Annotated in this window: 23 protein-coding genes; 15 read left to right on the top strand and 8 right to left on the bottom strand. The window is 44.3% G+C overall.

The window, feature by feature from the left end; all coding sequences use genetic code 11:
• Positions 1 to 87: 87 nt before the first annotated feature.
• Positions 88 to 2,595, bottom strand: a complete 2,508-nt coding sequence (locus DSL64_RS06745; protein ID WP_115829915.1) for a phosphocholine-specific phospholipase C — start codon at positions 2,593 to 2,595, stop codon at positions 88 to 90.
• A 1,290-nt stretch (positions 2,596 to 3,885) separates the two neighbouring features.
• Here DSL64_RS06745 and DSL64_RS06755 point away from each other — a divergent pair.
• Both DSL64_RS06755 and DSL64_RS06760 read left to right on the top strand, forming a co-directional pair.
• Positions 3,886 to 5,211 (top strand): Gfo/Idh/MocA family protein, encoded by a 1,326-nt coding sequence (locus tag DSL64_RS06755; protein ID WP_115829917.1) that lies wholly within the window; start codon positions 3,886 to 3,888, stop codon positions 5,209 to 5,211.
• 287 nt (positions 5,212 to 5,498) lie between these two features.
• Positions 5,499 to 6,383 carry a WD40/YVTN/BNR-like repeat-containing protein gene (locus DSL64_RS06760; protein WP_115829918.1) on the top strand — a complete coding sequence of 295 codons (885 nt, stop codon included), beginning with the start codon at positions 5,499 to 5,501 and terminating at the stop codon, positions 6,381 to 6,383.
• A 130-nt stretch (positions 6,384 to 6,513) separates the two neighbouring features.
• Here DSL64_RS06760 and DSL64_RS06765 read toward each other — a convergent pair whose 3' ends face one another.
• The 4 genes from DSL64_RS06765 to DSL64_RS06780 form a co-directional block, all read right to left on the bottom strand.
• The gene (locus DSL64_RS06765; RefSeq protein ID WP_115829919.1) at positions 6,514 to 7,425 is read right to left on the bottom strand and encodes a hypothetical protein; all 912 of its coding nucleotides are present in this window, start codon (positions 7,423 to 7,425) and stop codon (positions 6,514 to 6,516) included.
• 189 nt (positions 7,426 to 7,614) lie between these two features.
• On the bottom strand, positions 7,615 to 8,040 hold the full coding sequence (locus DSL64_RS06770) for a hypothetical protein (RefSeq protein ID WP_115829920.1): 426 nt from the start codon (positions 8,038 to 8,040) through the stop codon (positions 7,615 to 7,617).
• Positions 8,041 to 8,106: 66 nt separating this feature from the next.
• Entirely contained in the window at positions 8,107 to 8,487 is a 381-nt protein-coding gene (locus tag DSL64_RS06775) for a hypothetical protein (RefSeq protein ID WP_115829921.1), read from the bottom strand.
• A 167-nt stretch (positions 8,488 to 8,654) separates the two neighbouring features.
• On the bottom strand, positions 8,655 to 9,413 hold the full coding sequence (locus DSL64_RS06780; RefSeq protein ID WP_115829922.1) for a DeoR/GlpR family DNA-binding transcription regulator: 759 nt from the start codon (positions 9,411 to 9,413) through the stop codon (positions 8,655 to 8,657).
• 251 nt (positions 9,414 to 9,664) lie between these two features.
• On the opposite strand from DSL64_RS06780, the gene DSL64_RS06785 reads away from it, so the two are divergent.
• The 9 genes from DSL64_RS06785 to DSL64_RS06825 all read left to right on the top strand — a co-directional run bounded on the left by DSL64_RS06785 (position 9,665) and on the right by DSL64_RS06825 (position 21,041).
• Positions 9,665 to 12,871, top strand: coding sequence for a SusC/RagA family TonB-linked outer membrane protein (locus tag DSL64_RS06785; RefSeq protein WP_115829923.1), 3,207 nt, complete (start codon positions 9,665 to 9,667; stop codon positions 12,869 to 12,871).
• A gap of 13 nt (positions 12,872 to 12,884) precedes the next feature.
• Positions 12,885 to 14,426 carry a SusD/RagB family nutrient-binding outer membrane lipoprotein gene (locus tag DSL64_RS06790; RefSeq protein WP_115829924.1) on the top strand — a complete coding sequence of 514 codons (1,542 nt, stop codon included), beginning with the start codon at positions 12,885 to 12,887 and terminating at the stop codon, positions 14,424 to 14,426.
• Between the two features lie 42 nt (positions 14,427 to 14,468).
• Positions 14,469 to 15,791, top strand: a complete 1,323-nt coding sequence (locus DSL64_RS06795; protein WP_115829925.1) for a gluconate:H+ symporter — start codon at positions 14,469 to 14,471, stop codon at positions 15,789 to 15,791.
• Between the two features lie 152 nt (positions 15,792 to 15,943).
• On the top strand, positions 15,944 to 16,429 hold the full coding sequence (locus DSL64_RS06800) for a RidA family protein (protein WP_115829926.1): 486 nt from the start codon (positions 15,944 to 15,946) through the stop codon (positions 16,427 to 16,429).
• Positions 16,430 to 16,440: 11 nt separating this feature from the next.
• The gene (locus DSL64_RS06805) at positions 16,441 to 17,511 is read left to right on the top strand and encodes a dipeptidase (protein ID WP_115829927.1); all 1,071 of its coding nucleotides are present in this window, start codon (positions 16,441 to 16,443) and stop codon (positions 17,509 to 17,511) included.
• A 416-nt stretch (positions 17,512 to 17,927) separates the two neighbouring features.
• Positions 17,928 to 18,260, top strand: coding sequence for an ArsR/SmtB family transcription factor (locus DSL64_RS06810; protein ID WP_115829928.1), 333 nt, complete (start codon positions 17,928 to 17,930; stop codon positions 18,258 to 18,260).
• Between the two features lie 57 nt (positions 18,261 to 18,317).
• Positions 18,318 to 19,166, top strand: a complete 849-nt coding sequence (locus DSL64_RS06815; RefSeq protein ID WP_115829929.1) for an arsenite methyltransferase — start codon at positions 18,318 to 18,320, stop codon at positions 19,164 to 19,166.
• Positions 19,167 to 19,189: 23 nt separating this feature from the next.
• Positions 19,190 to 20,269: an ACR3 family arsenite efflux transporter gene (gene arsB, locus DSL64_RS06820; protein WP_115829930.1), complete on the top strand. Its 1,080-nt coding sequence runs from the start codon at positions 19,190 to 19,192 to the stop codon at positions 20,267 to 20,269.
• 1 nt (position 20,270) lies between these two features.
• Positions 20,271 to 21,041, top strand: coding sequence for a metallophosphoesterase family protein (locus tag DSL64_RS06825; protein ID WP_115829931.1), 771 nt, complete (start codon positions 20,271 to 20,273; stop codon positions 21,039 to 21,041).
• A gap of 253 nt (positions 21,042 to 21,294) precedes the next feature.
• On the opposite strand, the gene DSL64_RS06830 is transcribed toward DSL64_RS06825, so the two are convergent.
• On the bottom strand, positions 21,295 to 21,717 hold the full coding sequence (locus DSL64_RS06830; protein WP_115829932.1) for a DUF2147 domain-containing protein: 423 nt from the start codon (positions 21,715 to 21,717) through the stop codon (positions 21,295 to 21,297).
• Positions 21,718 to 22,294: 577 nt separating this feature from the next.
• Between DSL64_RS06830 and DSL64_RS06835 the strand changes: the two genes are divergently transcribed.
• The 3 genes from DSL64_RS06835 to DSL64_RS06845 are packed head-to-tail and all read left to right on the top strand — an operon-like array spanning position 22,295 to position 24,554.
• Entirely contained in the window at positions 22,295 to 22,579 is a 285-nt protein-coding gene (locus DSL64_RS06835) for a hypothetical protein (protein WP_229216991.1), read from the top strand.
• 3 nt (positions 22,580 to 22,582) lie between these two features.
• Positions 22,583 to 22,882, top strand: coding sequence for a hypothetical protein (locus tag DSL64_RS06840; RefSeq protein WP_115829934.1), 300 nt, complete (start codon positions 22,583 to 22,585; stop codon positions 22,880 to 22,882).
• The gene (locus DSL64_RS06845) at positions 22,872 to 24,554 is read left to right on the top strand and encodes a PepSY-associated TM helix domain-containing protein (RefSeq protein WP_115829935.1); all 1,683 of its coding nucleotides are present in this window, start codon (positions 22,872 to 22,874) and stop codon (positions 24,552 to 24,554) included. Before DSL64_RS06840 ends, DSL64_RS06845 begins: the two co-directional genes overlap by 11 nt.
• Positions 24,555 to 24,642: 88 nt before the next feature.
• Here DSL64_RS06845 and DSL64_RS06850 read toward each other — a convergent pair whose 3' ends face one another.
• Both DSL64_RS06850 and dtd read right to left on the bottom strand, forming a co-directional pair.
• A complete protein-coding gene (locus DSL64_RS06850; RefSeq protein WP_115829936.1) occupies positions 24,643 to 24,969 on the bottom strand; it encodes a nucleotide pyrophosphohydrolase in 327 nt (108 codons plus the stop codon).
• A 39-nt stretch (positions 24,970 to 25,008) separates the two neighbouring features.
• Positions 25,009 to 25,461, bottom strand: coding sequence for a D-aminoacyl-tRNA deacylase (gene dtd, locus DSL64_RS06855; protein WP_115829937.1), 453 nt, complete (start codon positions 25,459 to 25,461; stop codon positions 25,009 to 25,011).
• Between the two features lie 231 nt (positions 25,462 to 25,692).
• On the opposite strand from dtd, the gene DSL64_RS06860 reads away from it, so the two are divergent.
• On the top strand, positions 25,693 to 26,283 hold the full coding sequence (locus DSL64_RS06860; RefSeq protein ID WP_115829938.1) for an RNA polymerase sigma factor: 591 nt from the start codon (positions 25,693 to 25,695) through the stop codon (positions 26,281 to 26,283).
• Positions 26,284 to 26,322 lie beyond the last annotated feature (39 nt).

A 26,322-nucleotide genomic window follows, 5' to 3' on the forward strand; every position in this document is an offset into this window, starting at 1 on the left:
AAAATCAAAGAACGTTCATAATTAATTTATTTACAACGTGTTATAAGAATTTTTTAAAAGTTAACGCATCACTAGTATTGTGACAACTTAAACCACCCCGCCCATTAATGGGTCTGTTTTGGTTACAGCTCCGGTCTCCACGTGGCCTGCAAAACGATGCTCAAAACCGGGAAAACCCGCAATTTTCACGCTGACATCATACCACTGATACGAGTTCTTTAGATCAAATGCTACAGCAAGTTTACCGCCCTCTGGGACTGTTTTTGTTTTAGTCCCCGTTTTATAACTGTTATCAGCCACACTGATTTGATGCGATCTTGTATCGCGATTCTCAATTGAAATCACAATATTCCCGGTAGGTTTAGCCGATTTGATCTCATACTCACAGCTAATGTTCAATTTAGGTGAGGATCGGTTTCCCTGAAATTCACGATAGAATCCGTTTGGTCCATAAACCCGGAGGTGATAGTCACCATTTTCAAAATCGGCCAGATTCCATTCATCGCTCAATTCATCTCCGGCGGCTACGCTGTAATCCCAGGAGCGGAGGACTTCCTTTTTGAAGGGTTTCATTGCGTATACTCTGTAAGGAATCCCACTGGATTTTGCTCCAAAAAGACGGTTGCCTGCTTTGAAGGTGAGTTCAAGCCGTTGGTTTGCCTGATCAGCTTTCGCATTTACAAAAGGCTCATAAGGTAATGCAGAAGCTGGTCGGACACCTTTTTCCTGAGTTGGAAATAATTCCGTTTTCTTCTCACCGCCGTTCAGTCTTACCAGTTCCTGCTTACTAATTTTATGAAAGTTCTCGGGCGCCTGCTTGAATTGCGCCTGATGGATTCCCTCTATAAATTCTTTTTTCTGAAGAAAGACAGGTTTTTCGATTTTCTCTCCGTTATACGGCCTGAATGCAGAAGTCAAATCGCCGCAAATTGTCCGTCTCCATTTCGTGATGTTCTCCTCAGTGATCTTTTTGCCCGATTTCTTTTCCAAAAAATGTTCAAGGAATTGCAAAGAAGATGTGTGATCAAAAACCTCTGAATTGACATGACCTCCTCGTGACCAGGGAGAGGCGATAATCATAGGAACCCTATAGCCGAGTCCGATCGGTGCGTCCCTCAGGTTTGCCGGAGTGGCTGACGGATTTGTCTGCTGGCTGGCCAATGCAAAATCCATCTTAGGATCAATACCTGCCGACACTTTTCCGGTGTTGTCTTTATAAGGGTTAGGCACAGTAAATGGTGGCAAGTGATCAAAATAGCCGTCGTTTTCATCGTAGGTTACGATAAAAATTGTCTTCTTCCAAACCTCCGGGTTTTCAAGTAAAATCTCCATGGCCTCGCTCACGTACCAGGGGCCGAACCAAGGTTCACCGGGATGGTCTGAGAACCGGGCAGGGGGCATAAGCCAGGAAACGGTTGGTAAGGTTCCATTTTTTACATCCTGCCTGAACTGGTGAAAGACGTCGCCTTTGGGAACATTCACGGTACGCTCGGTGCCCTCGTCTGAATACTGCATCGAGGTCAGTTCATGGAAATGCTGGTCGCCGGAATTGATGGAGAATGCCTTATCGTTCAGGCTTTTTTCCCTGTCGGATAACTTCGCCAGGGTATCCTCGTTGAACTTGGTTTGCGCTGTTACGATATTATTCAAAAGTCTTTTCGCTGCAGCTAACCGCTGTAACGCGCGGGTATCTGTTGTCGCTTCTTTTTCCAGATCTGCAATGGTCTGGATAACGGTTTGTCGCTTGGTTTCAAGGTTGACAATCCCACCCTCGTGAAAACGGACATTATAGGCTTTAAAATATTCAAGTACATTCGTGCCAAAATTGCTAAGCCATTGACTTTCTTCGCCCTTCAAACCATAACCCATCGTGATTTCATTCTGGTAAACCTTCCAGTTGACTCCGGCTTCCTCCAGGCGTTCAGGATAGGTTTTCCATTCCAGTTCAGGATACTCATAGTTGCTGATATTCCATACGTGTGCCATGCCTGATGGTTCATTTCTGTTCCGTATCGTGCCCGTCATCCAATAATAACGGTTGGGGTGTGTGCCGGTGATACTCGAACAAAAGTTGTGATCACAGACGGTGAATGCATCGGCAAGCGAATAATAGAAAGGAAAATCTGAGCGGTCACAGTAACCCATTGTGAGGGGGATGTGGGCGTATTTTTTATTGCGGGGTGCTTTTACATCCAACCAGCGGTCATACTTTCCATTATTCATCGCATCCGTCTGATCACTCCATCCGTGAGGTATTGATCCCATCCATGCCACTTTTGTATCTTTCACATTAAGCCGGAACGGACCATAGGTGTCTCCATCCTGATTGGTTTGGAACCAAACTTTATTCTTATCTGCCAGCTCGATCGCCCTTGGATCGTTGAAGCCGCGCACACCTTGTAACATTCCAAGCTGATGGTCGAACGAGCGGTTTTCCTGCATCAGGAACACGACATGTTCGGCGTCGTAGAAAGTGCTGCCTGGTGCCGGGTTAATAGCCAGGGCCTTCTGAATCACGTTTGGCATGCTATTAACAAGCGCGCCTGTACCCGCCAGTAGGGTTGCTTTTTTTAGAAAATCTCTTCTGGAATCCATTTACCCGAATAATTGATAATTAATAAGTGAGTTATAACCTAGTAGATCTTTTTTCCGAAAGTGACACCACCGGAAGAAGATTACTAATGATTTACATTTTGTAGAGCGGAACAGATTTCGCGAGTTTCGTCACCCACTTTTCCCCGCGCATCTTACAAGATTAGTGCGCTGTTTGCTTTGATCAAAGCTACCTTGATTATCATTTTGTTGTCTTTTGGTGTATATCAAATGCAGCTCTGTCGGCAGACCCGCAACGGATTGAAATAGATTACCTGATCGACTTTGTTGAGTAGGCTATGCATGTTCGCTTTGTTTTATTTTCTATTGCTAGTCATAATTCCCAATCAATTTGATTAAGGAAAGCCTATCTGCGTTATGAAGAAACCTAGTCGGGGTGTCCGTTCATTACACCATCAAGTGTGGAAGCCAAATGGAGCTGAAAGATAAAAACAGTGATTAATAGAATCGGATCAACTTCTGAATTTGTGAATGGTAAAGGTTTTGCTGTTTTCTTTGTAGTGTAGAGGCTTTTTATACAGGGAATTACGTAATTATTGGGTTGTCTATATGGTTTGTATTCAATGTTTTATTGATGAATTATGTTGAAAGCCAGAGCTGTTTCTGGAGGGGCTTGTCATCTGGTTGTGTTGTCCGACTGAGTTCTTTCAAGGTGCGTAGCTTATAATCGATACTATCTTCATAGTTACGGATGTTATACTCAGTTATTTATCTGAGGCGGAGTATGAAGCTCGATTTTCCTGTGATGATGTTACTATGCAATTCCTGCATCTTTATCGTTGAGGTATAGAATCCGTTTCAGTAAACAGCCACAATGTATTTGTGTACTTAGGATTGGATTGCCTGCGGCGATAGGAGGAGGACAAAGGGATGGTTCTGCTGTAAGATTGATGGTTGTTGGAGTTGATCATCACGCCGTCATCATTTCCGGCTGAGAGGAGCGTAGCGTGTGTTCCATTCGGATTTACAATCGTTTTTACATGACTGCCTGTTGAGTGAAATGTAGCATGTGTTATTCAATCGGTGCACAATGGTTGGCGATTCAGTAAGCATGTTGATGACAGGAAAGTCAGGGATATCGGAATCCGGCAATTGGTGACAGCTATGAACTTTAAAATTCCTATTCACATCTTGCATTTCACCCGAAAACAGTTCAATTTTAGGTTTGTCAGTAGCCTGATGGATTGACTTACCGGTTATCTGTTTACCGGCAGGGTTCAGATGCACTGTTGTACACCTAAATTCTAACTTCAATAACCAGCCTTTTTATTCATGAACAAAAGAGATTTCCTAAAAAATGCTGCGGCATTGTCTTCCCTCGCAATATTACCCACTGAATCATGGTCCTTTTCTGCAGACAAGAGGCTGAGAACGGCACACATTGGTTTAGGTGGCATGGGTCAGGCGGATCTGGCTTCCATATCCATTCACAAGAATGTGGATGTTGTAGCACTTTGCGACGTTGATTCTAAAGTTTTGGCGGAGGTGAGCGCCAAGTTTCCGAATGCTAAAACGTACAAGGATTACCGTTTAATGCTCAAAGAAATGAGCAACGAGATTGACGCCGTGGTGGTTTCTACGCCAGACCATACCCACGCGCCGGCTTCCATGATGGCTATGGAAATGAACAAACCAGTGTATTGCCAAAAACCGCTGACGCACTACGTAAAAGAAGCGCGGGCAATGGATAAAATTGCCAAAGACAAGAAGCTGGTGACGCAGATGGGTATTCAGGTACATTCGTTCTACGATTATAAACTGGCTACTTTACTCATCCAATCAGGTATTGTCGGGAAAGTACACACAGTAAGGGCATGGTCACCAAAAAACTGGGGATACAACGGCCCTGCACCTGCAAGCGGTGATCCGGTACCAGAAAACCTGGATTGGAATTTGTGGCAGGGAACCTCACCTGAAAAACCATATAAGGAAGGTTTTTACCATCCCGGCAACTGGCGGAAGCTGGTGGATTACGGCTGCGCAACCCTGGGCGATATGGGTGTACATATTTTTGATACACCGTACAATGCCCTGCAGCTGGATGTACCAAGGACGATCACAACCAATTGCAGAAAACCGAATGGCTTCGGATATCCTGAAAAAAACATGGTGACCTATGAATTTCCTGGTACGAAATACACGGCAGATACGCTGAAATGGGTATGGTACGATGGCGTGGGCGCCGACAAGCAGCGTGAAGACCTGATGCTTCCGGACGGCGAGGATTTACATGACCAGGGAGCGATGTTTATAGGAGAAAAAGGAAGGTTATATCTGCCTCATTTTCAGATATTCCCCAAGTTGATCGTAGATGGTGCGTATAAGGAGATTGATGTTACGCCATTCAAGCTGGGTGGACCGGTGCGCGATTACAGCTCAGAATCGCATAAGCACTACCATGAGTTTGTAGATGCCTGCCTGGGCAAAGCAACCTGCAGTGCGCCATTCTCGTATGCTTCCAGATTAACGGAAACCATTTTGCTGGGTGTTATTGCCGGTCGTTTTCCTAACAAAACGCTGCACTGGGATGCCAAAAAGGCGCAGTTCGCGGAGGAGGAAGCCAATCAGTATCTGGGTGGCGTGTATCGGAAGTTCTAAACGATTGCGCTTTCAAAACTCAATGTCCTGTTGCTGTTGTGTTGATCGGTTCAGGATTTATAATAGCAGGCATGCCATCACCGGTGTGCCTGTTTTTTTGCTAAGACAACTGATATTGTGATGGGTTAAACCCAACTTTAACTAAGGTGAAAATCTCGCTCAGGACAAGCTGTTAGCTGTTTTACAAACTTTTACATATCCGTTACAAGCTTTTGCGATTTCGGGGCGCGGAGCTAATTGACGCCTCCTATTTTTGCTGCTGTTGTTTCACCAAATCAATTATAGCAATGAAAGTATACATCCCGGCTCTTTTGCTGATTTTGCCGTTCACCGGCACGTTTTATCCGACTACTACGTCGCTGGGTCTGGCTGCACAGCAAGATAGTGTTCTTAATAAGAAAGGAGATAAGCCTGTCGCAATGAATGTCATTTTTAAATCCGTCGATGGAGGAGATACCTGGCAGGATATGAGCCCAAGGCAAATTTCCACGGTTACAAATAATACCAGTAGCGATTCTGTCCAAACAGAAATGCCCGTATTCTATCAAGGCAGTCAGTCTCCGTTGAATGAAAACGGAGTGGCTTCGTGGCCTGCTGTTGCTGCAAGTTTCCCAAGGAAAGATATGCGGACTGTCGTTGAAACAGCAAGTGGAGTTGCCATTATCGGTTGTGACGGCGGCCTGTTCAAATCTACAAATAACGGTACAACCTGGAAACAGGTGTATAGCCGTGGCGGGGTCATGAAAATTGTCGAGTCCGGTGGTATTATGATGGCTGCGAGTCCCAGCGGAATTATTCGGTCGACTGATGATGGCGAACATTGGGAGGATGTTCTGAGCGAAGGAGGTGTGGGTATTGATATACAGAACATTAAAGGTGGATTTGCTTCAATTACTTACAATACCACCTCGCGAACCAGAAGGGTGCGGACGTCTTACGATGAGGGCAAAAGCTGGCAGCCTGTTGATGCTGGTCTACCTGCGAGCGAGTTCATTGCTTCAATTACTGAGGTTGGGAAATACTTATTTTGCGGCCATCCGGCAGGCGTTTTCAGATCGGGAGATAAAGGGAAAACCTGGAAGCTGCTGCTTCCTGCAGTTGATGGCAAGGTCTTCAATTTATCGGTTTCGGACAACGTGATCTATGCTTTGGCCAAAGAGGGAGGATGCTGATAGCCAGATCGAACCAGTACCGGTATTCTTCCAAAACTTAAAGATTTGGAGGAATACAAAAATACAATTCCCGCGGAAAGTCTTGGTCTTTCCGCGGGAATTGTATTTAATAGTGAAGGACAAACCAAATTTAATTCTTGCCTTTCTGATAGGTAACAACATATTGATGACGGCCCATAGCGCCTACCTGCGTAAGACGAAGTGTAGGAAATCCTTTCTCATCGACAGAAGGGGTTTCGCTTTCTACCTTGCTCGCAGGGCGACATCCATCAGTGGTATTACAATATCTTACAGTTTTGCTAAGCTCATTATTGGTAGTAAGAATACCCAGATAGGGTATAAAGCTGGTGGTCAAATTCCAGTCTGACACTGCCAGTACCACACCAAGTATCTGAAACTCTTTGCTGTTTGAGAAAATGTTTTTGTTATTATCAAATTTTCTGTCAATGACTTCCCAGGCTCCAAGTGGGTTTCTCTCCTTTGCAGCATTCGTTTCTGCCACATAGTCAATATTACCGGCGGCATCCAAAAATGTGGAGCCATACACTACATTATTTCTGACAGGGAACCCGTTTTCATCAGTCTTGAAATCAAATTTACGCAGCTGTTTTGCTCCAACTGCCTGCCGTACATTCACTGTGTTACCACTGTATTCAAAATAAAATCGTGAAGCGTTCTGATCGGTTTGTGGATTGTACTGATCAAAATAAATAGCATTGGACCGCAGGACAATCTCTGAAAGTTTCCCTTGTTGATAGTAAAAATTAACCCACGGCAAAGCTCGTCCATTGGGAGTAGCGCTAGGCGTCAGTACGCTGTCTGTGACTGACACCAATTGTCCGGAATTGTTGTATGCAAACTTCGCGCGGTAAATCAGATTGGAAAGCGAACCACCGACTTCGTTGTAGTCAATAGAAAGCGGAACTTGTCCGGTCCGTGTCTTTTCGACTTGCTCTTCCGGGAGTGGCTCGTTGCATGCAAGGAATGACAGACAGACTACCGAAACTTGTAATACATTTCTGAAAACTTGAATAGGTCGCATTTGTTAATGGTTAAGTTGTAAAATGATTCCTAAGAGTATCTTTTGTTATAGTCAATAGCACTGTAACGCTATTGGCTATACATATGCACTTCCATGGATTCATTTCGTCAGACAGTATTATGACAAACAGGGTTGCATCCGGATTGTAACTTAAGCAAAAATTCTCACCCGCTTTTCTACTGTTCGCAACTATTCCCTGATGTATTTTGACCTGCTACTCGTAGGCTCACATAGGGTTATAATAAGGTCATTTCCTGCTTGTTCAATATCCCATGTTTCACATCCAATGCAGTCCACGAATGCACATTGTGCGTTACCGGGAACCGTGGTCTTCGGTATTACTTTGAAAAAAACTCCGTTCACATGATACGACTTCGGTCTGCAACAACCAGGCAGGCCGTCTGAGGCAAGGATAAGTCCATCATACCTGAATGTGATCGTTTGGATCTGTGGCTCAGCGGGAACCCAAACCTTTTCTCCGTCAACCGTAGTTTCGTATGCGATATGTCTCCATTTTCCCACAATGGACGCAATTTCAGGCTCTGGCTCGGGGTCATCTTTTTTACAGGTGATTAGCAAGAGAGGTAGCATCAACACACATAGTAGTTTTTTCATAAGGCCAAGTCTTTTACAGATTAAGAATTTAGTTTTCTTTGAGGCAAGATGGAGGTTACAGACGCCCTACCTGGCCTTGATACTAGTGATCTCAACGATTGAACAGATTGAGTTTCTATATTCATCTCCCGGGAAATAAAGTGTGTAGCCACTAAACCTGATGGAGAGTTGATCTTTTTGATATTCTTCAGGTAGATTACAGGGGATATATACCTGTGACAATTCTGAATCGGAATCCGGATTTCTGATAAAGTAAGAGATAACCTTGCTGCTGTCAGCCCTGGTGCCGGTATGAGCAAAAACATATGTCTTAACATTATCCAAATACCGGGATCTGGTTCCTCCGCCAAACTGAGGATCGCTGCAAGCAGTTGGTTTCGCGGGCTCTATTTTGTTACATCCGGTTAATAGAACGATAAGCAAAAATGAAGAAGTACTGATTTTCATAGCCTTTGCGTTTGGTAATATTTCGTACTCAGCTATGACATTTCAAGTATGCCAATGGTTGTAGTAGGGGGTAAAAAATATCCAGACATCTCCAAGTAGCTTATGAAACTTTGAGATGGCTGGTATATCTGGATGAAAAGCTGTTGGTGCGCTGTAGTTTCCGGAAGTTACAAAACCTCCGTTTTTCCGTTCTTAAACGACGAGAGCATAGGAGAATCAGAGGGTAGTTCAGTGATCAGATAGTCGATCTCCTGCAGGTCGGCTACTTTCATTTTCATCACCGAATTGAGCTTTTCAGAAATAGAAAGAACCGCAACTTTTGCAGAAGCTTTTATCATCGATTTTTTCACCTGTACGGTTTCCCAGTCCGAATCGGTGAGCCCTCCCTGGGTGTCCAGGGCGTTGGTTCCTATGATACACAGATCGGCTTTTATTTCAGATAGGCGCTGATGCACTTCACCGCCTACCATCATCTGGCTGTAACGGGAAACCTGCCCGCCAATCAGCAAAATTTCAATATTGGGCTTGTCCAGTAACTCTACCGCAGTGAGTGGATTGACCGTCATAAACGTTGCCGAAAAATCATCAGGTATGAGTTTGACCAACTCACGAATGGTGGTACCTCCACCAATCAAAACAAGCATTCCTGGCTTCAGGAGCGACATCGCTTTGCTCCCAATGATCTCTTTCTGGGAATGTGCATAAGTTTCTTTGAGGTTGGAATTATGGTGATACGCTTTGGACATGGCACCTCCGCGAATCTTGATAATCGCTCCTTCTTCTGCCAGTTCGTTCACGTCGCGACGGACGGTATCTTCCGAAACGTTTAGTTTTTCAGTCAGCTCTGTCAGAGAAATCCGCGTGTGTATGTTGATCTCTTTCAGGATGAGATCCTTCCTTTCTTTTTTTAAGAGGCTAATGGACATCGGGTGTTAGGAGTCATGGATGATGGCTAATAAACAAAGGTATGAAAAATGCATATTTTAACCCAAAAGGCTTCTTATATATGCAAAATTTGCGATTATGGGTGATATTTTGTGATTGTATTTGGTTGTTTTAAAAATTATATTGCAAATAATGCATTAAACTTGGAATTATATTCTATGTTTGTTTTAATAATGCAGGAATATGTTTGCATAATTTGCAAAAAACCTAAGTTTGTAAATCACCAATATCTATGAAAAAAAATCGACATTTAGAAGACACCAGGAGCTTACTAGGCCTTTCCCTTGCAGGATTTATGGCTTTTAGCCTCCTCGGGGGAGTTGCAGCTAATGGGAAAGGAGTGGAGTTAGTGAAAGTTTCAAGGAATGTTTTAGCCGCTCAGGAAATTTCCGGCAACGTGGTTTCTGCAAAAGATGCAACACCGGTTATCGGAGCTACCGTGCTTGTGAAGGACAATCCTAACGCAGGTGTTATTACTGATGTGGATGGTAATTTCAAACTTAGCCTGCCCGACAGCTATGCCGGAAAAAAGCTGGTTCTGGTCGTAAGAAGTGTTGGTTTTGAAACCATGGAAGTGGAAGTGGAAGTGGGGGAAAACCAGAGTTCACTATCAGTGAAGTTAAAGGAGAATGCTGAGCAGTTGGGCGAGGTTGTCGTTACGGCCCTTGGTATGAAAAAGGATGCAAGAGCTGTGGGTTATGCCGTAACCGAGGTAAGCGGATCGCAGTTTACGCAGGCTCGTGAAAATAACGTGGCCAATGCGCTTACCGGTAAAATTGCCGGGGTGAATGCGACTGGTTTGTCTACCGGGCCTGGTGGTTCCAGCCGGATCGTTATCCGCGGAAATGGTTCTCTGACAGGCAACAGTCAGCCTCTTTATGTAATCAACGGCATGCCGATTGATAACAGTGTGCCAGGTGGAAGTTCAACGGTGAACGGATTAGGTACGAAAGCAGGTACCGACCGTGGAGATGGTATTGCAGCCATTAATCCGGATGATATCGAATCGATGACAGTATTGAAAGGTGGTGCGGCAGCAGCTTTGTATGGTTCACGTGGAGCCAATGGGGTTATTTTGATCACTACCAAAAAAGGAAAGGCTCAGAAAGGAATCGGAGTGGAGTACAATGGAACTTACACGATGGAAAACGTTTCTGTATTTCCCGATTTTCAATATGAATACGGGCAGGGCGATGGCGGTGTTATGCCAACCACACTCGCTGCAGCGCAGGCGAGCGGTCGCCGTTCTTTCGGAGCCAGAATTGATGGAAATACCAATTACATGGCAGCCGATGGGCAGAACCACCCTTATACAGCACAAAAGGACAACCTGAAAAATTTCTATCAGACAGGAACTACTTCAACGCATTCGGTTGCACTTTCAGGTGGGAGCGAAAAAGTAATGTATCGCCTTTCGCTTGCGGATCTGAATGCAAAAAGTGTGTTGCCTTCCAACACCTATAATCGCAAAACGGCAAGTCTTAACATTTCTGCAAACCTGAGTGATCGTTTGAAAGCAGAGGCCGTAGTGCAGTACAACCGTGAAAAAGGTAAAAACAGGCCTGTTGCAGGGGATGCTTTGGGTAACCCGAACTGGATGGCTTATGAAGTGGCCAATACAGTGGATGTACGCTGGCTTCAACCCGGACATGATGCGAATGGAAATGAGATCATCTGGAATGATGCAGGTATTGTTACCAACGGTTATTTCTTTATTAATAAATTCAAACAGGAGGATACCAAAGACCGTTTTATCGGGCAGGCGTCAATTTCTTATGACATCCTGAAAAACCTGACTGTTAAAGCAACTACAACCCGCGACTTTTATAACTACAATTTTACAAGTATTCAGCCGACCGGAGGGCAGTATATTCCTCAGGGACAATATGATGGCATTAAGTCCGATGTGTCAGAAACCAATAGCATGCTGACAGCGAACTACAACACCAAATTTGGTGAGTCTGTAGGTTTTTCGGCCATGTTGGGTGCAAATGCGCGTCAGTTCACCATGAACCAGTTTGATTTTACCGGTCAGGGTTTTACAGTTCCTTATTTCTATAGTTATTCCAACCTGTCCACTGCTTCCGCCGTGCCGACAGAAACGAATATCAAAACCAACTCGGTGTTTGGTTCAGTGGATTTTGACTACAAGAGTATCTGGTTCGTAACGGCAACCGGTCGTCAGGATTGGTTCTCTACATTGAGTCCTACTGCCAACAGTATTTTCTATCCAAGCTTTGCCAGCAGTCTTATGTTGTCGGATATCTTCACGATGCCAAGAGCTATTGATGTGCTGAAGCTTCGCGGATCATGGGCGCAGGTAGGTGGCGGTGGTCCTGATCCTTACGCGATCAATCTGGCTTACAGTGCCGTACCAAGTGCAAGTTCAGTTCCTTTGCAAAATGTGAGCTCTGCTTCGATTACCAATGCTACGTTGAAACCATTTACTTCAACCACGATCGAATTCGGCTTGAACGCGCGTCTGTTCAAAGGGCGTGTGAATCTGGATGCGGCGGTATATGATAAAAAATCAACAAATGACATTGTGAGTGTACCTATTTCATTAGCATCGGGATATACGAGCGCGATTTTGAACTCCGGTGAGCTGAGCAACAAAGGTGTGGAATTGCTATTGGAGGTGACGCCCATTCAAAAGGGTAATTTCTCCTGGGATGCCGGATTTAACTTTGCCTATAACAAAAGTGAAGTGTTGAAGCTGGCTGATGGAATAGAAACTTTTTCAATCGGTGGATCTGCTAACGGAAACGCCTTGATCAATAACAAGGTAAATATGCCTTTTGGTGGGATTTACGGATACCGCATGGCAAGAGATACGCAGGGGAGAATCATTTATGATACCAACTCAAACCTGCCGGTACAAACAGACAATAACCAATACCTGGGTAATGGGGTACATCCTTACACGATGGGTCTGACAAATACCTTCAAGTACAAACACTTCTCTTTGGATGTATTGGTAGATGGTAAATTCGGTGGCGAAGTATTCTCAGTAATGGAGGTGTATGCAACCCGTCTTGGTTTGATGAAATCTACTTTGCCTGGCCGTGAAAACGGATTGCTTCTGGAAGGTGTGACTGCAAGCGGTGCTGAATATTCGCACACTGTACCTGTAGCCAACCTGCGCGCAGCCTACTACAACAACCTGAACAGATATACGGAGCTGTTTGTACACGATGCAAGTTTTGTGAAACTACGTCAGGTGATCCTGTCCTACCGATTGCCGGCCGGTTTCCTAAAGGCGGTGGGTGTACAATCGGCAAATGTTTCGCTGGTAGGACGTAACCTTCTGATTCTGTATAAAAAGACAGACAATTTCGACCCTGAGCAGGGTTTGACCAGTGGAGCTGCACAAGGTATTGAGTCAATTGGTTTGCCTCGTACCCGCTCATTTGGTGTGAATCTGAATCTGAAATTCTAACAAGAGAAAAGCAATGAAAAAATCATTCTTAAAATATACATTACTCGCAGCCTGCAGCACGCTTTTGCTTACTTCCTGCGATAAAGGTTTCGTAGAGCTGAACACAAATCCTAATGCGGTGACGGTTCCGAATACGCCCTACATATTTAGTAAAGCGATTTATGATGGAGCTCAGTTCAGCGGTAACAAAGGTGCGCTTCTGTTCGGTCTGATGCAGTACACCACCAGCTATAATGATGTGGAAGGTTTCGGATCAAAGTATGTGGCATCTCAGGTCAATGCAACCGGTGGTGTTTTTACAAATGCCTACCCGGCCCAGATCAATGAGATCGGAGAAGTGATCAAGGCTTTGAAAGATGATCCGGCGCGTGTGAATATGTATGCCATGGCGCGTATCTGGAAAGTATATTGCTTCAGCCGCCTGACGGATCTGTATGGTGATATCCCGTATTCAGAGGCGGGGCAGGGCTATAACCTTTCCATTTTTCAGCCTAAATACGATACGCAAAGCACGATTTATCCGGATATGCTCAATGAGCTGGAAGCAGCAGCAACGAGTCTGAATGCATCGAGTGCTGCATCTTTTGGTGGTGCTGATCTGATTTACCAGGGTAATATCACGCAGTGGAAAAAGTTTGCCTATTCGCTGATGCTGCGTCTGGGTATGCGTTTAAGCAAAGTGGATGCCACTGCTTCACAAAGCTGGGTAACCAAGGCGATTGCAGGTGGTGTGATCAGAGAATACGCTGATATTGCAAAAGTAAGCTATACGACGGGAGGGCAGAATATTAACAAAAACCCGATTGCATGGCAACTGCTGAATGATAACTATATGCGTGCCGACGGGAGCAATAATACAGAAGGAGGAAAATATCAGGATGTATTTATTAGTGCTTTGAAAGCAAATAATGATCCCCGGCTAGGTGTACTTTCTGTAGTGTACGTCAATGGTGTGGCTAGCTCCGATGAATCGATTCAAAAGGGGATGTCTGCCGGTATCAACGGAGTGAAACCTGCCGATTTTGTTACTTACTCGGAGCCGAAACAGACAACTGTCCTGAAACAGGATGCTCCCTTATTGCTTTTCACCGTAGCAGAATCCAACTTCTTGCTTGCTGAAGCAGCGTTGAAAGGTTGGTATACTACTGAAACTGCACCGGCTTTGTATGAAACAGGTATCCGTGCTGCCATGAGACAATGGGATTTGATCAGTGGTACTACCAATGTCATCAGTCAGGCGCGTGTCGACAGCTATGTAGCTGCGCATCCTTTCAATACTGCAGGAACTGTAGCGCAACGTACAGAGCAGATTTACAAGGAGTTCTGGGTTGGTCTGTTCCCGGATGCGCAGGAAGTGTACAACAACTATCGCCGCACGGGTTATCCGGCGCTGATACCTAATGTATATCCCGGAAATGCCACGGGAGGAAGAATATTCCGCAGGTTCCTGTATCCTGTAAGTGAACAGACGCTTAACCGGGTAGCTTATGACGAGGCAGTTCAGAGACAAGGTACGGACGATCTTATGACCCGTATCTGGTGGGACAAACAATAGCCCTGTCTCCATACATACTATTGATCAACTATTTCCTGACCCATGCTGATTCTATCGACCGTTGTTGCCATCCTGTTGCTTGTATACCTGATTGCCGGACTTAAACTGGATACATTTATCTCCTTTTTGCTGGTATCGGTACTACTCGGCTCAGTAGCGGGAATGACGGTCATAGATATAAGTGCATCGGTACAAAAGGGAATTGGTAATACGCTAGGCGATCTGATTCTGATTATAGGGTTCGGGGCTATGCTGGGGAAACTGGTAGCTGATAGTGGGGCAGCGCAAAAGATTACAGACGTATTGGTAAAGTTTTTCGGTATATCAGGAATTCAGTGGGGGATGATGCTTTCAGGCTTTATCATCGGAATCCCGCTTTTCTACAATGCCGGTTTCGCGATCGTCATTCCGCTCATTTTTATGATCGCCAGCAGCACAGGACTGCCACTTTTGTACATAGCCATACCCATGCTCTCTGCTTTGTCAGTAGCGCATGGGTTTTTGCCACCTCATCCTTCGCCTGCCGCTATCGCGGGTCAGCTGCATGCGGATCTTGGTAAAACACTGATTTATGGCATTATTGTAGCTATTCCTTCTATTGTAGTGGCAGGCCCGCTGTTTGGACGCACACTTAAAACCATGAAGGCGGTTCCTCGTACCGACTTTTTTAACCTGCAACCGCGGCCTGCTCATGAACTGCCCGGTTTAGGAATTAGTATAGCTGCGGCGCTGTTGCCTGTTGTTTTACTGATTGCAACTTCCGGCATCCGGTCATTATCTGAGATACCAAAAGAAGGTTTGGCTTCCAACTTGCTTGCCCTTATTGCGCTTCCCTGGTTCGGAATGTTGCTGTCTGTGTTGTTTGCAGGTATTTTCTTAGGTGTAAAAAGAGGAAAAAGTGTTGCTTACCTTTCCAAATCATGCGAAGAGGCCTTCAAATCTGTTTCCGGGATTCTTCTGGTGATTGCAGGTGCCGGTGTTTTTAAGCAAATCATGACTGACAGTGGTATCAATAATGAGTTGGCTTCTCTGCTCAAAAATGCTTCGCTTTCACCACTGATCCTGGCCTGGTTTATGGCCGCGATAATTCGTGTTTGCGTGGGATCTGCTACGGTTGCAGGTCTTACCACAGTTGGTATTTTAGCGCCGACGTTGATAGAACAACAAGTGAATCCTGAACTTGCAGTTCTTGCAATAGGGGCGGGCAGCCTTATGTTTTCGCATTTGAACGACGGAGGATTCTGGTTGTTCAAGGAATATTTCAACCTGAGTATTAAAGACACAATTCGCAGTTGGTCGTTAATGGAAACCATTATATCCATCGTCGGTCTCTGTAGTATACTAGTGTTGAATGCTCTGATTTAATTAATACAGTTCTATGTTTTGAAAGAATATTAATCCTGCTGCTCTTTGGAAGTTTCGCGTTGAGTGCAGTGAAAACAACGCAAATTGAAATAGACAGAGCAAATAGGGCGCAAGCTTAGTTATAATAGTTAATAAATTAAAAATCAGATAGTATGAGTGTTGAAGCAACCATCGTTAGCCCGGAAGAGGCATTTGCAGCATTGAATTTATCTTTGCCTCCGGCACCCACGCCACTGGGCGTATACAAGCCTTGCCTGGTCGACGGGAAATATTTATATCTGTCAGGACACGGACCGGTGCGTGATGATAAGAGCCTGATTATCGGTAGGATCGGAAGTGATATGGATATCGAAGAAGGGAAATTGGCGGCACGTCAGGTGGGATTGACCATGCTTTCTACGATTAAGGAGAATGTAGGCAGCTTAAACAGGATTAAGCGTGTTGTTAAAATATTGGGAATGGTAAATTGTACTGCAGATTTTGAGCGTCATCCGTACGTAATCAATGGTTGCAGCGAACTTTTTGCAGATATTTACGGTACCGAAAACGGAATCGGTGTACGTAGCGCAGTTGGAATGGGTTCGTTACCTGACAATATTCCGGTGGAGGTTGAAGCCTTGTTTGAACTACACGACTAATTAACAAGCCTATGTTTATATTCGATGCCCATCTTGACCTGAGTATGAATGCGGTTGAATGGAACCGCGATTTGAGGTTACCGGTGACCGACGTTCGGGCGAGGGAAGAAGGAATGACCGACAAACCTGACAGAGCCAAGGGGACAGTTACGTTTCCTGCGCTGCGGGAAGGCAAAATTGGTTTGGTAGTGGCTACACAAATCGCGCGGTTTGTAAAACCCGGAAGTCTGATACCCGGCTGGAATTCACCTGAGCAAGCCTGGGCGATGACGCAGGCACAGATTGCCTGGTATCAAAGCATGGAAGAATGCGGTGAAATGGTTCAGATAAATAATCTGGAATCACTGGAGAAACATCTGGCTCTGTGGAATGATGGAACGCCAAACGACAGTAAACCAATTGGATATATTCTCAGCCTGGAAGGAGCGGATTCGCTGGTGACACTAGGGCACGTGGAACGAGCTTATAATTATGGTCTGCGTGCGATAGGGCCCGCACATTACGGCCCTGGACGTTATGCACAAGGGACTGATGCGACTGGTTTTATGGGCAAGGCCGGACAGGATTTGCTTAGAGAAATGGAACGGCTTAATATAATCCTGGACGCTACACATCTTTGCGACGATAGCTTTTGGGAGGCAATGGATCATTTCAACGGACCGGTGTGGGCAAGCCATAATCTATGCCGAAGCCTGGTTAATCACAACCGTCAGTTCAGCGACGAACAGATTAAGGAATTGATCAGTCGTGGTGCAGTGATCGGAGGTGCTTTGGATGCATGGATGATGGTACCCAACTGGGTCAGAGGAACATCTACGCCCAAGGGTATGAATTGCAATCTGGCAGTGATGGTAGATCACCTGGACCATATTTGTCAGTTGGCCGGTAATGCGCTGCACATTGGTATAGGGTCAGATCTGGATGGTGCTTTTGGTACTGAACAGGGTCCCTACGATCTGGAGACGATTGCTGATTTACAGAAAGTTACGACTATTCTTGAACAAAGAGGCTATACACCCACTGATATAGAAAACGTAATGCATGGCAACTGGTTGCGCTTTTTGAGAAAGAACTGGAAATAGGTATAATCTCTGTCTTCTGACGGGAGTATTTCAGTAGTAGCTTAAAAGGTAACCTTTTGATAGCATTGATATTGTACAAAATCCAGGAAGCGTCGTTTTCCTGGATTTTTTGTATTGTTGAGTTGCTAACTCAAAAAATAAATAGGAATTATGGCTGTACCATTTCTGAAATACCGTCATGTATGTAATATTGGTAGCAAAGTTGAGAATGAAGATTTTACAGAATTCCACAATTAGAAAGCAGAATGTTCATTCGCTGATCAATCGGTACATGATGACTTTTTTACATGTAGCTATTTCAACGCGAAATGTCAAAACAGCATTGAGATGGTCAGATAGATCTATGTAAATTCTTGAAAAAATTTGCTCAATCAGATTTTGATCGTAATATTGCGATGCAATTTAGGGATACAGATATGGGTGCTACCAAAACAGATTTATTTACAAAGGAACAAAACGAACTGGCTGCGATGGCCAAAGCGATTGCCCATCCTGCCAGGATTGCAATACTGCAATACCTCGTCCGGAAGAATGCCTGCGTTTGCGGGGACCTTGTCGAAGAGCTTGGCCTGGCGCAGGCAACAACTTCCCAGCATTTGAAGGAATTGAAAACTGCCGGGATCATTCAGGGGACTATTGAAGGCGTAAGCGTTTGCTACTGTATCAATCCGAAAGTATGGAACCAGTACCATGCCTTGTTCAGTAATTTCTTTAAAGAAGTTGACCTGTCAGGCGGTAACTGCTGCTAAAATTTTTTTGCTTAAATCAATCGCAATAATGCAATATTACGATTAACTAAAACAGATATGCAAACTGAAGAACAATTGAAGGAAATCGTAAAGCAGAAGTATAGTGAAATTGCTTTACAGGACAAGGAAACCAATGAATCATCTTGCTGTGGTGCCACGGGTTGTTCCACCGAGATCTATAACATCATGAGTGACGATTATACCGAAATAGAAGGGTACAATCCGGATGCCGACCTTGGGCTTGGGTGTGGGCTACCGACGGAATTTGCCAGAATCAGAAAAGGGGATACCGTAATCGACCTGGGCAGCGGTGCAGGCAATGATGCTTTTATTGCTCGCGCTGAAACGGGCAGTGAAGGACGGGTGATCGGTATTGACTTTACGCCTGCCATGATAGACAGGGCAAGGATCAATACAGAAGCCCGTGGATTTAATAACGTCGAATTCCGTCAGGGTGATATTGAAAAGATGCCTGTATCTGCAAACATTGCCGATGTTATTGTCAGCAATTGTGTGTTGAATCTGGTGCCCAATAAAGATAGTGTGTTCAGGGATATATTTCGGGTTTTAAAGCCGGGGGCGCATTTCAGTATCTCTGATGTGGTGCTGGTTGGTGACCTTCCTGATGAGTTGCGCTCAGCTGCTGAAATGTATGCAGGCTGTGTGTCCGGTGCCATTCAAAAGAACGAGTATCTGCAACTGATCCGATCAAATGGTTTTAAGAATATCCTGGTGCAAAAGCAAAAGGCGATCACCATACCTGATGATATACTGCGTAGCTATCTGAACGAGCAGGGCATTGCAGCTTTTAAATCAGGTAATACAGGTATTTTCAGTGTTACCGTATATGCAGAAAAACCCTTACAGCCAGCCGAGGCTTGCTGCGCTCCGAGCTGTTGCAGTTAGTCTTTTTAAATTAATATCATTATATGTCAGCGAATAATTGTGCACCCGCATACGAAAGGAAAAAGCTGGGTTTTCTGGACCGTTATCTGACCCTTTGGATTTTCCTGGCAATGGCTGTCGGTGTGGGCATCGGATATTTTTTTCCTTCGTCTTCGGGTTTTATTAATTCTTTCTCAAGTGGAACAACCAATATCCCCCTGGCAATCGGTTTGATCCTGATGATGTATCCGCCACTGGCCAAAGTGAAATATGAGAAAATGGGCGAAGTATTCAGGAATACCAAGGTGTTGGGTACCTCCCTTTTACTTAACTGGGTCATCGGTCCGGTACTCATGTTTATCTTAGCCATTACCTTCTTGCGTGGATATCCCGAATATATGACAGGCCTCATCCTGATAGGGCTTGCCAGGTGTATCGCAATGGTAGTAGTCTGGAATGAACTGGCAGATGGCAACCGGGAATACGCCGCTGGTTTGATTGCCCTGAATAGCATTTTTCAGGTATTGCTTTACAGTGTCTATGCATATGTTTTCATTACGGTCCTGCCACCATTGTTTGGTGTAAAAGGGTTGGATGTGGATATTACGATTGGTGAGATTGCCGGGAGTGTAGGGGTTTATTTAGGGATTCCCTTTGCAGCTGGCGTCGTCAGCCGCTATACGCTGATCCAGCTGAAAGGTGAAGATTGGTTCGAGGATAAGTTTATACCATTTATTTCACCTTTTACCCTGATCGCCTTGCTGTTTACCATCGTGTTAATGTTCAGCCTGAAAGGTGAACTGATCGTGCAGATTCCTCTTGATGTGGTACGTATTGCTGTACCGCTGGTTATCTATTTTATCCTCATGTTTGTTGTCAGCTTCTTTGCCGGTAAGAAAACAGGAGCCGATTATGCTCAATGTGCATCTATTGCATTCACTGCTGCAGGCAACAATTTTGAACTGGCCATTGTTGTCGCTATTGGCGTGTTCGGCATCAATTCAGGTCAGGCATTTGTCGGTGTTATTGGCCCTTTGGTCGAAGTGCCGGCACTGATTGCTTTGGTCAATCTCGCCTTCTGGCTCCGTAAAAAATATTATTCAAAAACCTCAACAATAGCCTAAGATGAAAATCGCCTTATTTTCAGACATCCACGCAAACCTTCCGGCACTTGAAGCATTTTTTAAAGATGTGGAAACCCGCAATATCGATGCCATGTATTGTCTTGGCGACTTGGTCGGATATAATATATGGCCCAACGAAGTGATCGATGAAATCCGTAAACGCGGAATCCCGACCATTGCCGGCAATTACGACTGGGGTATTGGCCGTTCAAGCAATGATTGTGGTTGTGCTTACAAGACAGATGAAGAAAAGGCTATGGGTAAGGTTTCTATATCCTATACCAACGAAGTGATAAAAGAGCCGCAACGTAATTACCTGAGGACGCTACCGGCACACATCAGGCTGGAATACCAGTTGAATGAAGATAAATTTAATCTGCTCCTCGTTCATGGCAGTCCCCGGAAAGTCAATGAATACTTGTTTGAAGACCGCGACGAAAAAAGCATGTTGCGGATTATGGAACATGCGGGGGCTGATATTATGTGCTTTGGCCATACGCACCAGCCCTATCACCGTATTTTAAATTCAGGTGTGACAGGCAGCGATCATTTCAGGCATGCTGTCAATATCGGATCCGTCGGGAAACCGAAAGACAAGGATCCAAGGGGTGGTTATGTAATTCTTACCATTAGCCCGGATAGTACATTGGAAAATAAGAACAGCATACAGGTTGAGTTCATCCGCTTTGACTACGATATCGAAAAAGCAGCAAAAGCAGTTGAGGAAAGTCCGCTTCCCAATGAGTATGCAGACATGTTGCGTAAAGGATAATATGTAAACACTGGCTTACCAAGACCTATAAAAAACGGCAGTTATTCGTTAAGACCAATTGTTATTGAAAAGCAGCCTTGCTATTCATCTAATTTGAAAACTACTTAATGACATTCGCCAAAATTTAAGATATGCTGCAGAAGACACGTTGAATAATATTGCCGTTGAGACTGGTAGCATCAATCCCATTCCGAAAACAGCGATAGCCAATGCGTCTTGCTAATCGTGGGTGAAGGATAAATACAGAAGTCGGTTACTTCTCCCTTGTCCATACTGTCGTTCTTCCGAAGGCGGATATACCTACGAAGCCTCGCATTCCCAGACTGCCATCTTTATTCAGAGTGATTTTTCCACTATATGTTTTTCCGCTTTCCGGATCGTAGACCGTACCTTTTTCCCAAACATTGTTGCCGGAATACGTAAAGTCTTTAACGATTTCTGTTCCGGCAAGCTTATTACTTCTCTTTGCCTTGTCCGGATTATTCTTATCGGTTGCATCGGGTACGTTAGTCCATATCAAAGTGCCGTTGTATGTATTGCCTGCCTTTCTGATGGTGACTTTGCCTTTATTGCCTTCTGTGCTGTAGGTTCCCAGAATTTTGTCGGCCTCCGCGGTTTGCCCGAACCCTGTTGATGTAATAAAAGAGAATAGTATTAAAATCAGGTATTGCTTCATCTTTATTTGTCGGTTGATACTGTAAGTTAGATTTTTGTAAAAAGTGATGCCATCACTTCTCTGATTGGAGTTTAATCAATAATCCAATGGCTGGCAGGCGTGCAGGTTTAAATTGCTCCTTGTATAATCCTGCCAAATTATTTTCATTTTTAGATAAAACCCTGCCGATTTCTAACAGACATGAAATTTTACATATATTTGCCATTAATTTAAAATTGGTCTAATTATAATATTTGGTAAAACTCAGTTTTAATGTGCTCTGCCAGATATTATGACGGTCAGTTAAGTTACAAAGCTTTCTTATCTGACCGGTAAATGTGAACCGTCAAATTTCACCTGATTCTTCGGGAAAAAAACCGGGTTGGCACCTTAGGATTTCAGAAAACGAATTGCGGTGCCTGGCAATTGACCATTTTCGCATGGACGTGGCTTTGACACATTTTTATAAATAAACTGATTGTCTTCCTGGCTTTTCTGCCAAAAGCATAAGCCGGCAATGAGCTTAAACTTCATTTCAATAATAATCCTAATGTTCAGTACTATTTGTTTACTTTTTCTGTGTGGCTTCCTATTCTGGATGAATACCTCAAAGCGTGTAGCCTGGCCTGATAAAAATCACATTTTAGCTACAGCGGCCACTAATCCAGCCTATAGCAGATGCATCACCGGAGCCTTGTTCCTGCTGGGCGCAATCCTGTGTGTGGTTGCACTGGGGTGGGGAAGCGGTCTGTTTGCTACTGTTGTGATCCTGATGGCATCCGGCTCTGTTTCCGTACTATTTTTCCCTTTTCACTACCTCGGGGTGAAGGGTATCACCATTCTCTATATCTGTTCACTTGCACTGGAATTACTCATTCACTGACCTATGCCTGCCAATAAAAAATACCTGACCAAATCACCATGGCTGCGGCTTAGCAAAATTCTTGCAGGGTCGTTAGGCGGTTATGCCGTAATGATGAGCCTGCATGTTTGTCTCACCGCTTTTTTTCCAAAGGAAAATGTGATAATCACTGCCTATTTCACGGGTTATATACTTTGGGCCTGCCTGTTGCTGTATGCCTTCATAGCGCAAAATGTATGGAAAGTGTGGGCTATCTACCTCTTGATGACCCTTGTGTTCTCTTTGCCTTATCTGCTGAATTTCAATCTACATCATGGATCCTAGGAAATATAACATCTATTTTCACACCCATACAATCAGTGGCATCTTCATCGCTGCCATTCTCTATGTGATCTTTTTTGCCGGCTCTTTCTCTTTCTTCAAGGATGATATATCAGCGTGGCAAAAAGGAAGATCGACTGTAGCCCGCAAATCGGAGCTCACTTTCAATCCTGTTATTGACTCTCTTAGCGGTAAATACAATTTACAAGGGCGTAATTTTGATTTTTATGTTCAGAGGCAGGAACAGGGTACTTATGTAAACATGAGTGCTTCGGCAGATACGACAGTAACCAGGCCCAAACCCAAGTCTGAAAATCAGGAGCGTAAAAGGGGGCGAAGGGGAGGTGATGACGACTCAGCATACTTTCTGTACAGCTTCACCGACAAAAAAGCAGCAGGCGATTACGCAGAGGCCTATGACATGGGTGAGTTTTTGTACCGTCTGCACTTTCTGGCGCAGCTCAACCAGGTGTTTCCGTTTAGTATCGGTACGCCGATGGGTTACCTGATCGCCGGAATCGTTTCATTTCTTTTTCTTTTTGCGTTGATAACGGGTCTGCTGCTTCACTGGGACAAGATCAAATCCAACTTTTTCCTCTTTAGGCCGTGGAGCAAATGGAAGACTGTGTGGACGGATATGCATACGGTTTTAGGTGTGATCGGTTTTCCGTTTCAGTTTGTGTTTGCGGTAACAGGCGTAGTGCTGATTGTGAATTACGTAATCCTGACCCCATTTGGTAACCTGCTGTATGAGGGCAATTCAGAAAAGCTTTACGAGAGTCTGCAGTTTAACAGGAATATGGCTGCCGAATATACTTACAAGCCCATTAAGGAAGACTTCGATCTGGATGCGTTTGTGAAAAAATGGCAGAAAGAGTGGAAAGGCAGCAAAATCACAGGCGTCCACATCCGGAACTATATGGATGAAAACATGCAGTTGACCATGGAGGCCAAACCTAACCCTGAATCCAATTTTGCAGGATCCGGTTTTGTGCATCTTCAGGTAGCAACCGGAAAAATCCTGGCTCAAAAATCACCCATAACCGACAGCAACTATATAGATGGCGTTAAAAGTTTAATTTATCATCTTCACTTCGGTGATTTTGGAGGCAAGCCATTGCGTATCGTATTTTTTGTGCTAGGGCTGATGGGATGCGCGGTGATAATTTCGGGTATTCTGATCTGGTTTGTGGCGCGTGACAAAGTGAGTACAGATGCACATAAACGCAAGTTCAATTTCTGGGCAAGCAATGTATTTCTGGCCACGTGTCTGAGTATGCTTCCTGTGACTGCATTTACATTCATTATGCTGAAAGTGCTTCCGAAAGTGGATCAGTCAGCGATTTACCATACCTATTTTTACAGCTGGCTGGTATTGTCGGTGTATCTGATCATCCGCCGTAATTTCCCGATCATGAACGCGCATACATTGTTGCTTTCGATTGTGCTCTGCGCAGGTGTGCCGATTGCCAATGGCGTTTCTACCGGGCTGTGGATGTGGACGAGCTGGAAAATGGGCGCTTTTGACATTTTCTTTATTGATGCACTTTTCCTGACAATTTTCGTTTGTTGCCTGTTTGCATACCAACGCGTCAGAAAAGAGGCCAAACCTTTCAAGGTATTGGACGTAAAGAAAAAGAAACCAGTTTCTGTAGCTGAAGTAAAGCAGGCTTGAATCCATTATCGGGTATATAAACATCCCCAACGCTTTCACTTTTTTTGTGAAGCGTTGGGGATTGTCTTTGATATCCTGGCCGTACTGGCTATTTCAATTTTTCATTAGCCTGATGCCGGTCTTTATCGCGCCCTGTCTTTTTAGCCATGTTCTTTTCAAATGCCTCGGTGAGATTAATACCGGTCTGATTGGCAAGACATATCAACACCCAGAGTACATCTGCCATTTCATCACCCAGATCTTTTCCCAGATCAGATTTTTTAAATGACTGGTCACCGTAAGTTCTGGCCATAATCCGGGCCAGTTCTCCTACTTCTTCGGTCAGTATCGTCATATTTGTCAGTTCAGAGAAATAACGGACCCCGTATGTTTTGATCCAGGTATCCACCTGCTGTTGTGCTTCTTCGATAGTCATTGTATCCAAATAAATGTTTTAAGATAATTATGTTAGTCGTCAGATTCTGTTTTTCGAATCAATGACAATAGTTACGGGGCCGTCATTCAGAAGCGCTACTTTCATATCCGCTCCGAACTGACCGCACTGAATAGTTTTTCCTGTTTGTTGCTGCAGGAAAGTGATCATTTGCTCATACAAGGGAATTGCAACCTGAGGTTTGGCGGCATCTATAAACGAAGGACGGTTTCCCTTTTTTGTGCTTGCGTGTAATGTAAACTGACTGACAAGCAAAATGTCGCCGTCCACCGATTTCAGATCAAGATTCATCTTTCCTTCTTCGTCGCTGAAGATTCTGAGTCCGATAATCTTTTTGCCCAGCCATTCAAGGTCTTCGGTGGTGTCGTGGTGGGTTATGCCCAGCAGTACGAGCAGCCCGGTATTGATTTGTCCGGCTATGTTTTCGTCGATGGTTACAGAGGCATGTTGAACTCTTTGTATTACAGCTATCATTGGAAATTAGTAGGTGTCGAATTGTCAGAATTGTTTTAAATAAGCGTCAGGATTTTGGTGATTCAGAATAATATTTGACATAACTCATAAAAATCATAATTATGCTAATGTATTTTATTGAAATGGCGGAATAAAGAAAAAGGAATTTTTGAAATGTTGAAATAATTATAATTATCTAGCTATCTTAGTAAGCCGGTATGAAATTCTGAAAGTCCAAAAGCGTTGTCAAAGATGGCTAAAATCGATGAAATTGCCTTATTGAATGAAGTATCTCTGGGAGATAGAGATTCGTTTGATGCATTGTACAATCAGTATTATTCCGAGATTCAGCGATATGTTTTGAAATTTGTCAAGACATACGACCACACCGATGACTTGTGTCAGGAGATTTTCATCAAGGTGTGGGAAAAGAGAGCATATCTAAGCGAAGTTGCCGCGTTCAGGCCCTATCTGTACAAGGTGGCAAAAAATCATATTCTTGATTTCCTGAGGCACGCTGCAGTTGAACAGTCACTCAAAGAAAGCATCATTCGCTCAGCTGAGCACAATTACAATAGTGTTGAAGATGCTTTCCAGTCAGAAGAATACAGACAGTATCTGGCTGAGGTGTTAAATAGTATGTCACCCCGAAATCAAGAGGTGTTCAGGCTATGCCGTGACATGGACTATACCTACGATGAAGCTGCCGAAGCATTGGGTATATCCAGAAATGCCATAAAAAAACACATGGTAAAAATCATCAGACTTCTCAAATACTCTGCTCAGAAAAGCTTCGGTGTTTCGTTCTCTCTTATTGCTCTGTTCTTCGCTCCGATCGTCTGATCGCCATTCACACCTGTAGTAGTTCATTCCTCTTTGCAA

This window comes from Dyadobacter luteus (genome assembly GCF_003383615.1).
Lineage (GTDB): Bacteria > Bacteroidota > Bacteroidia > Cytophagales > Spirosomataceae > Dyadobacter > Dyadobacter luteus.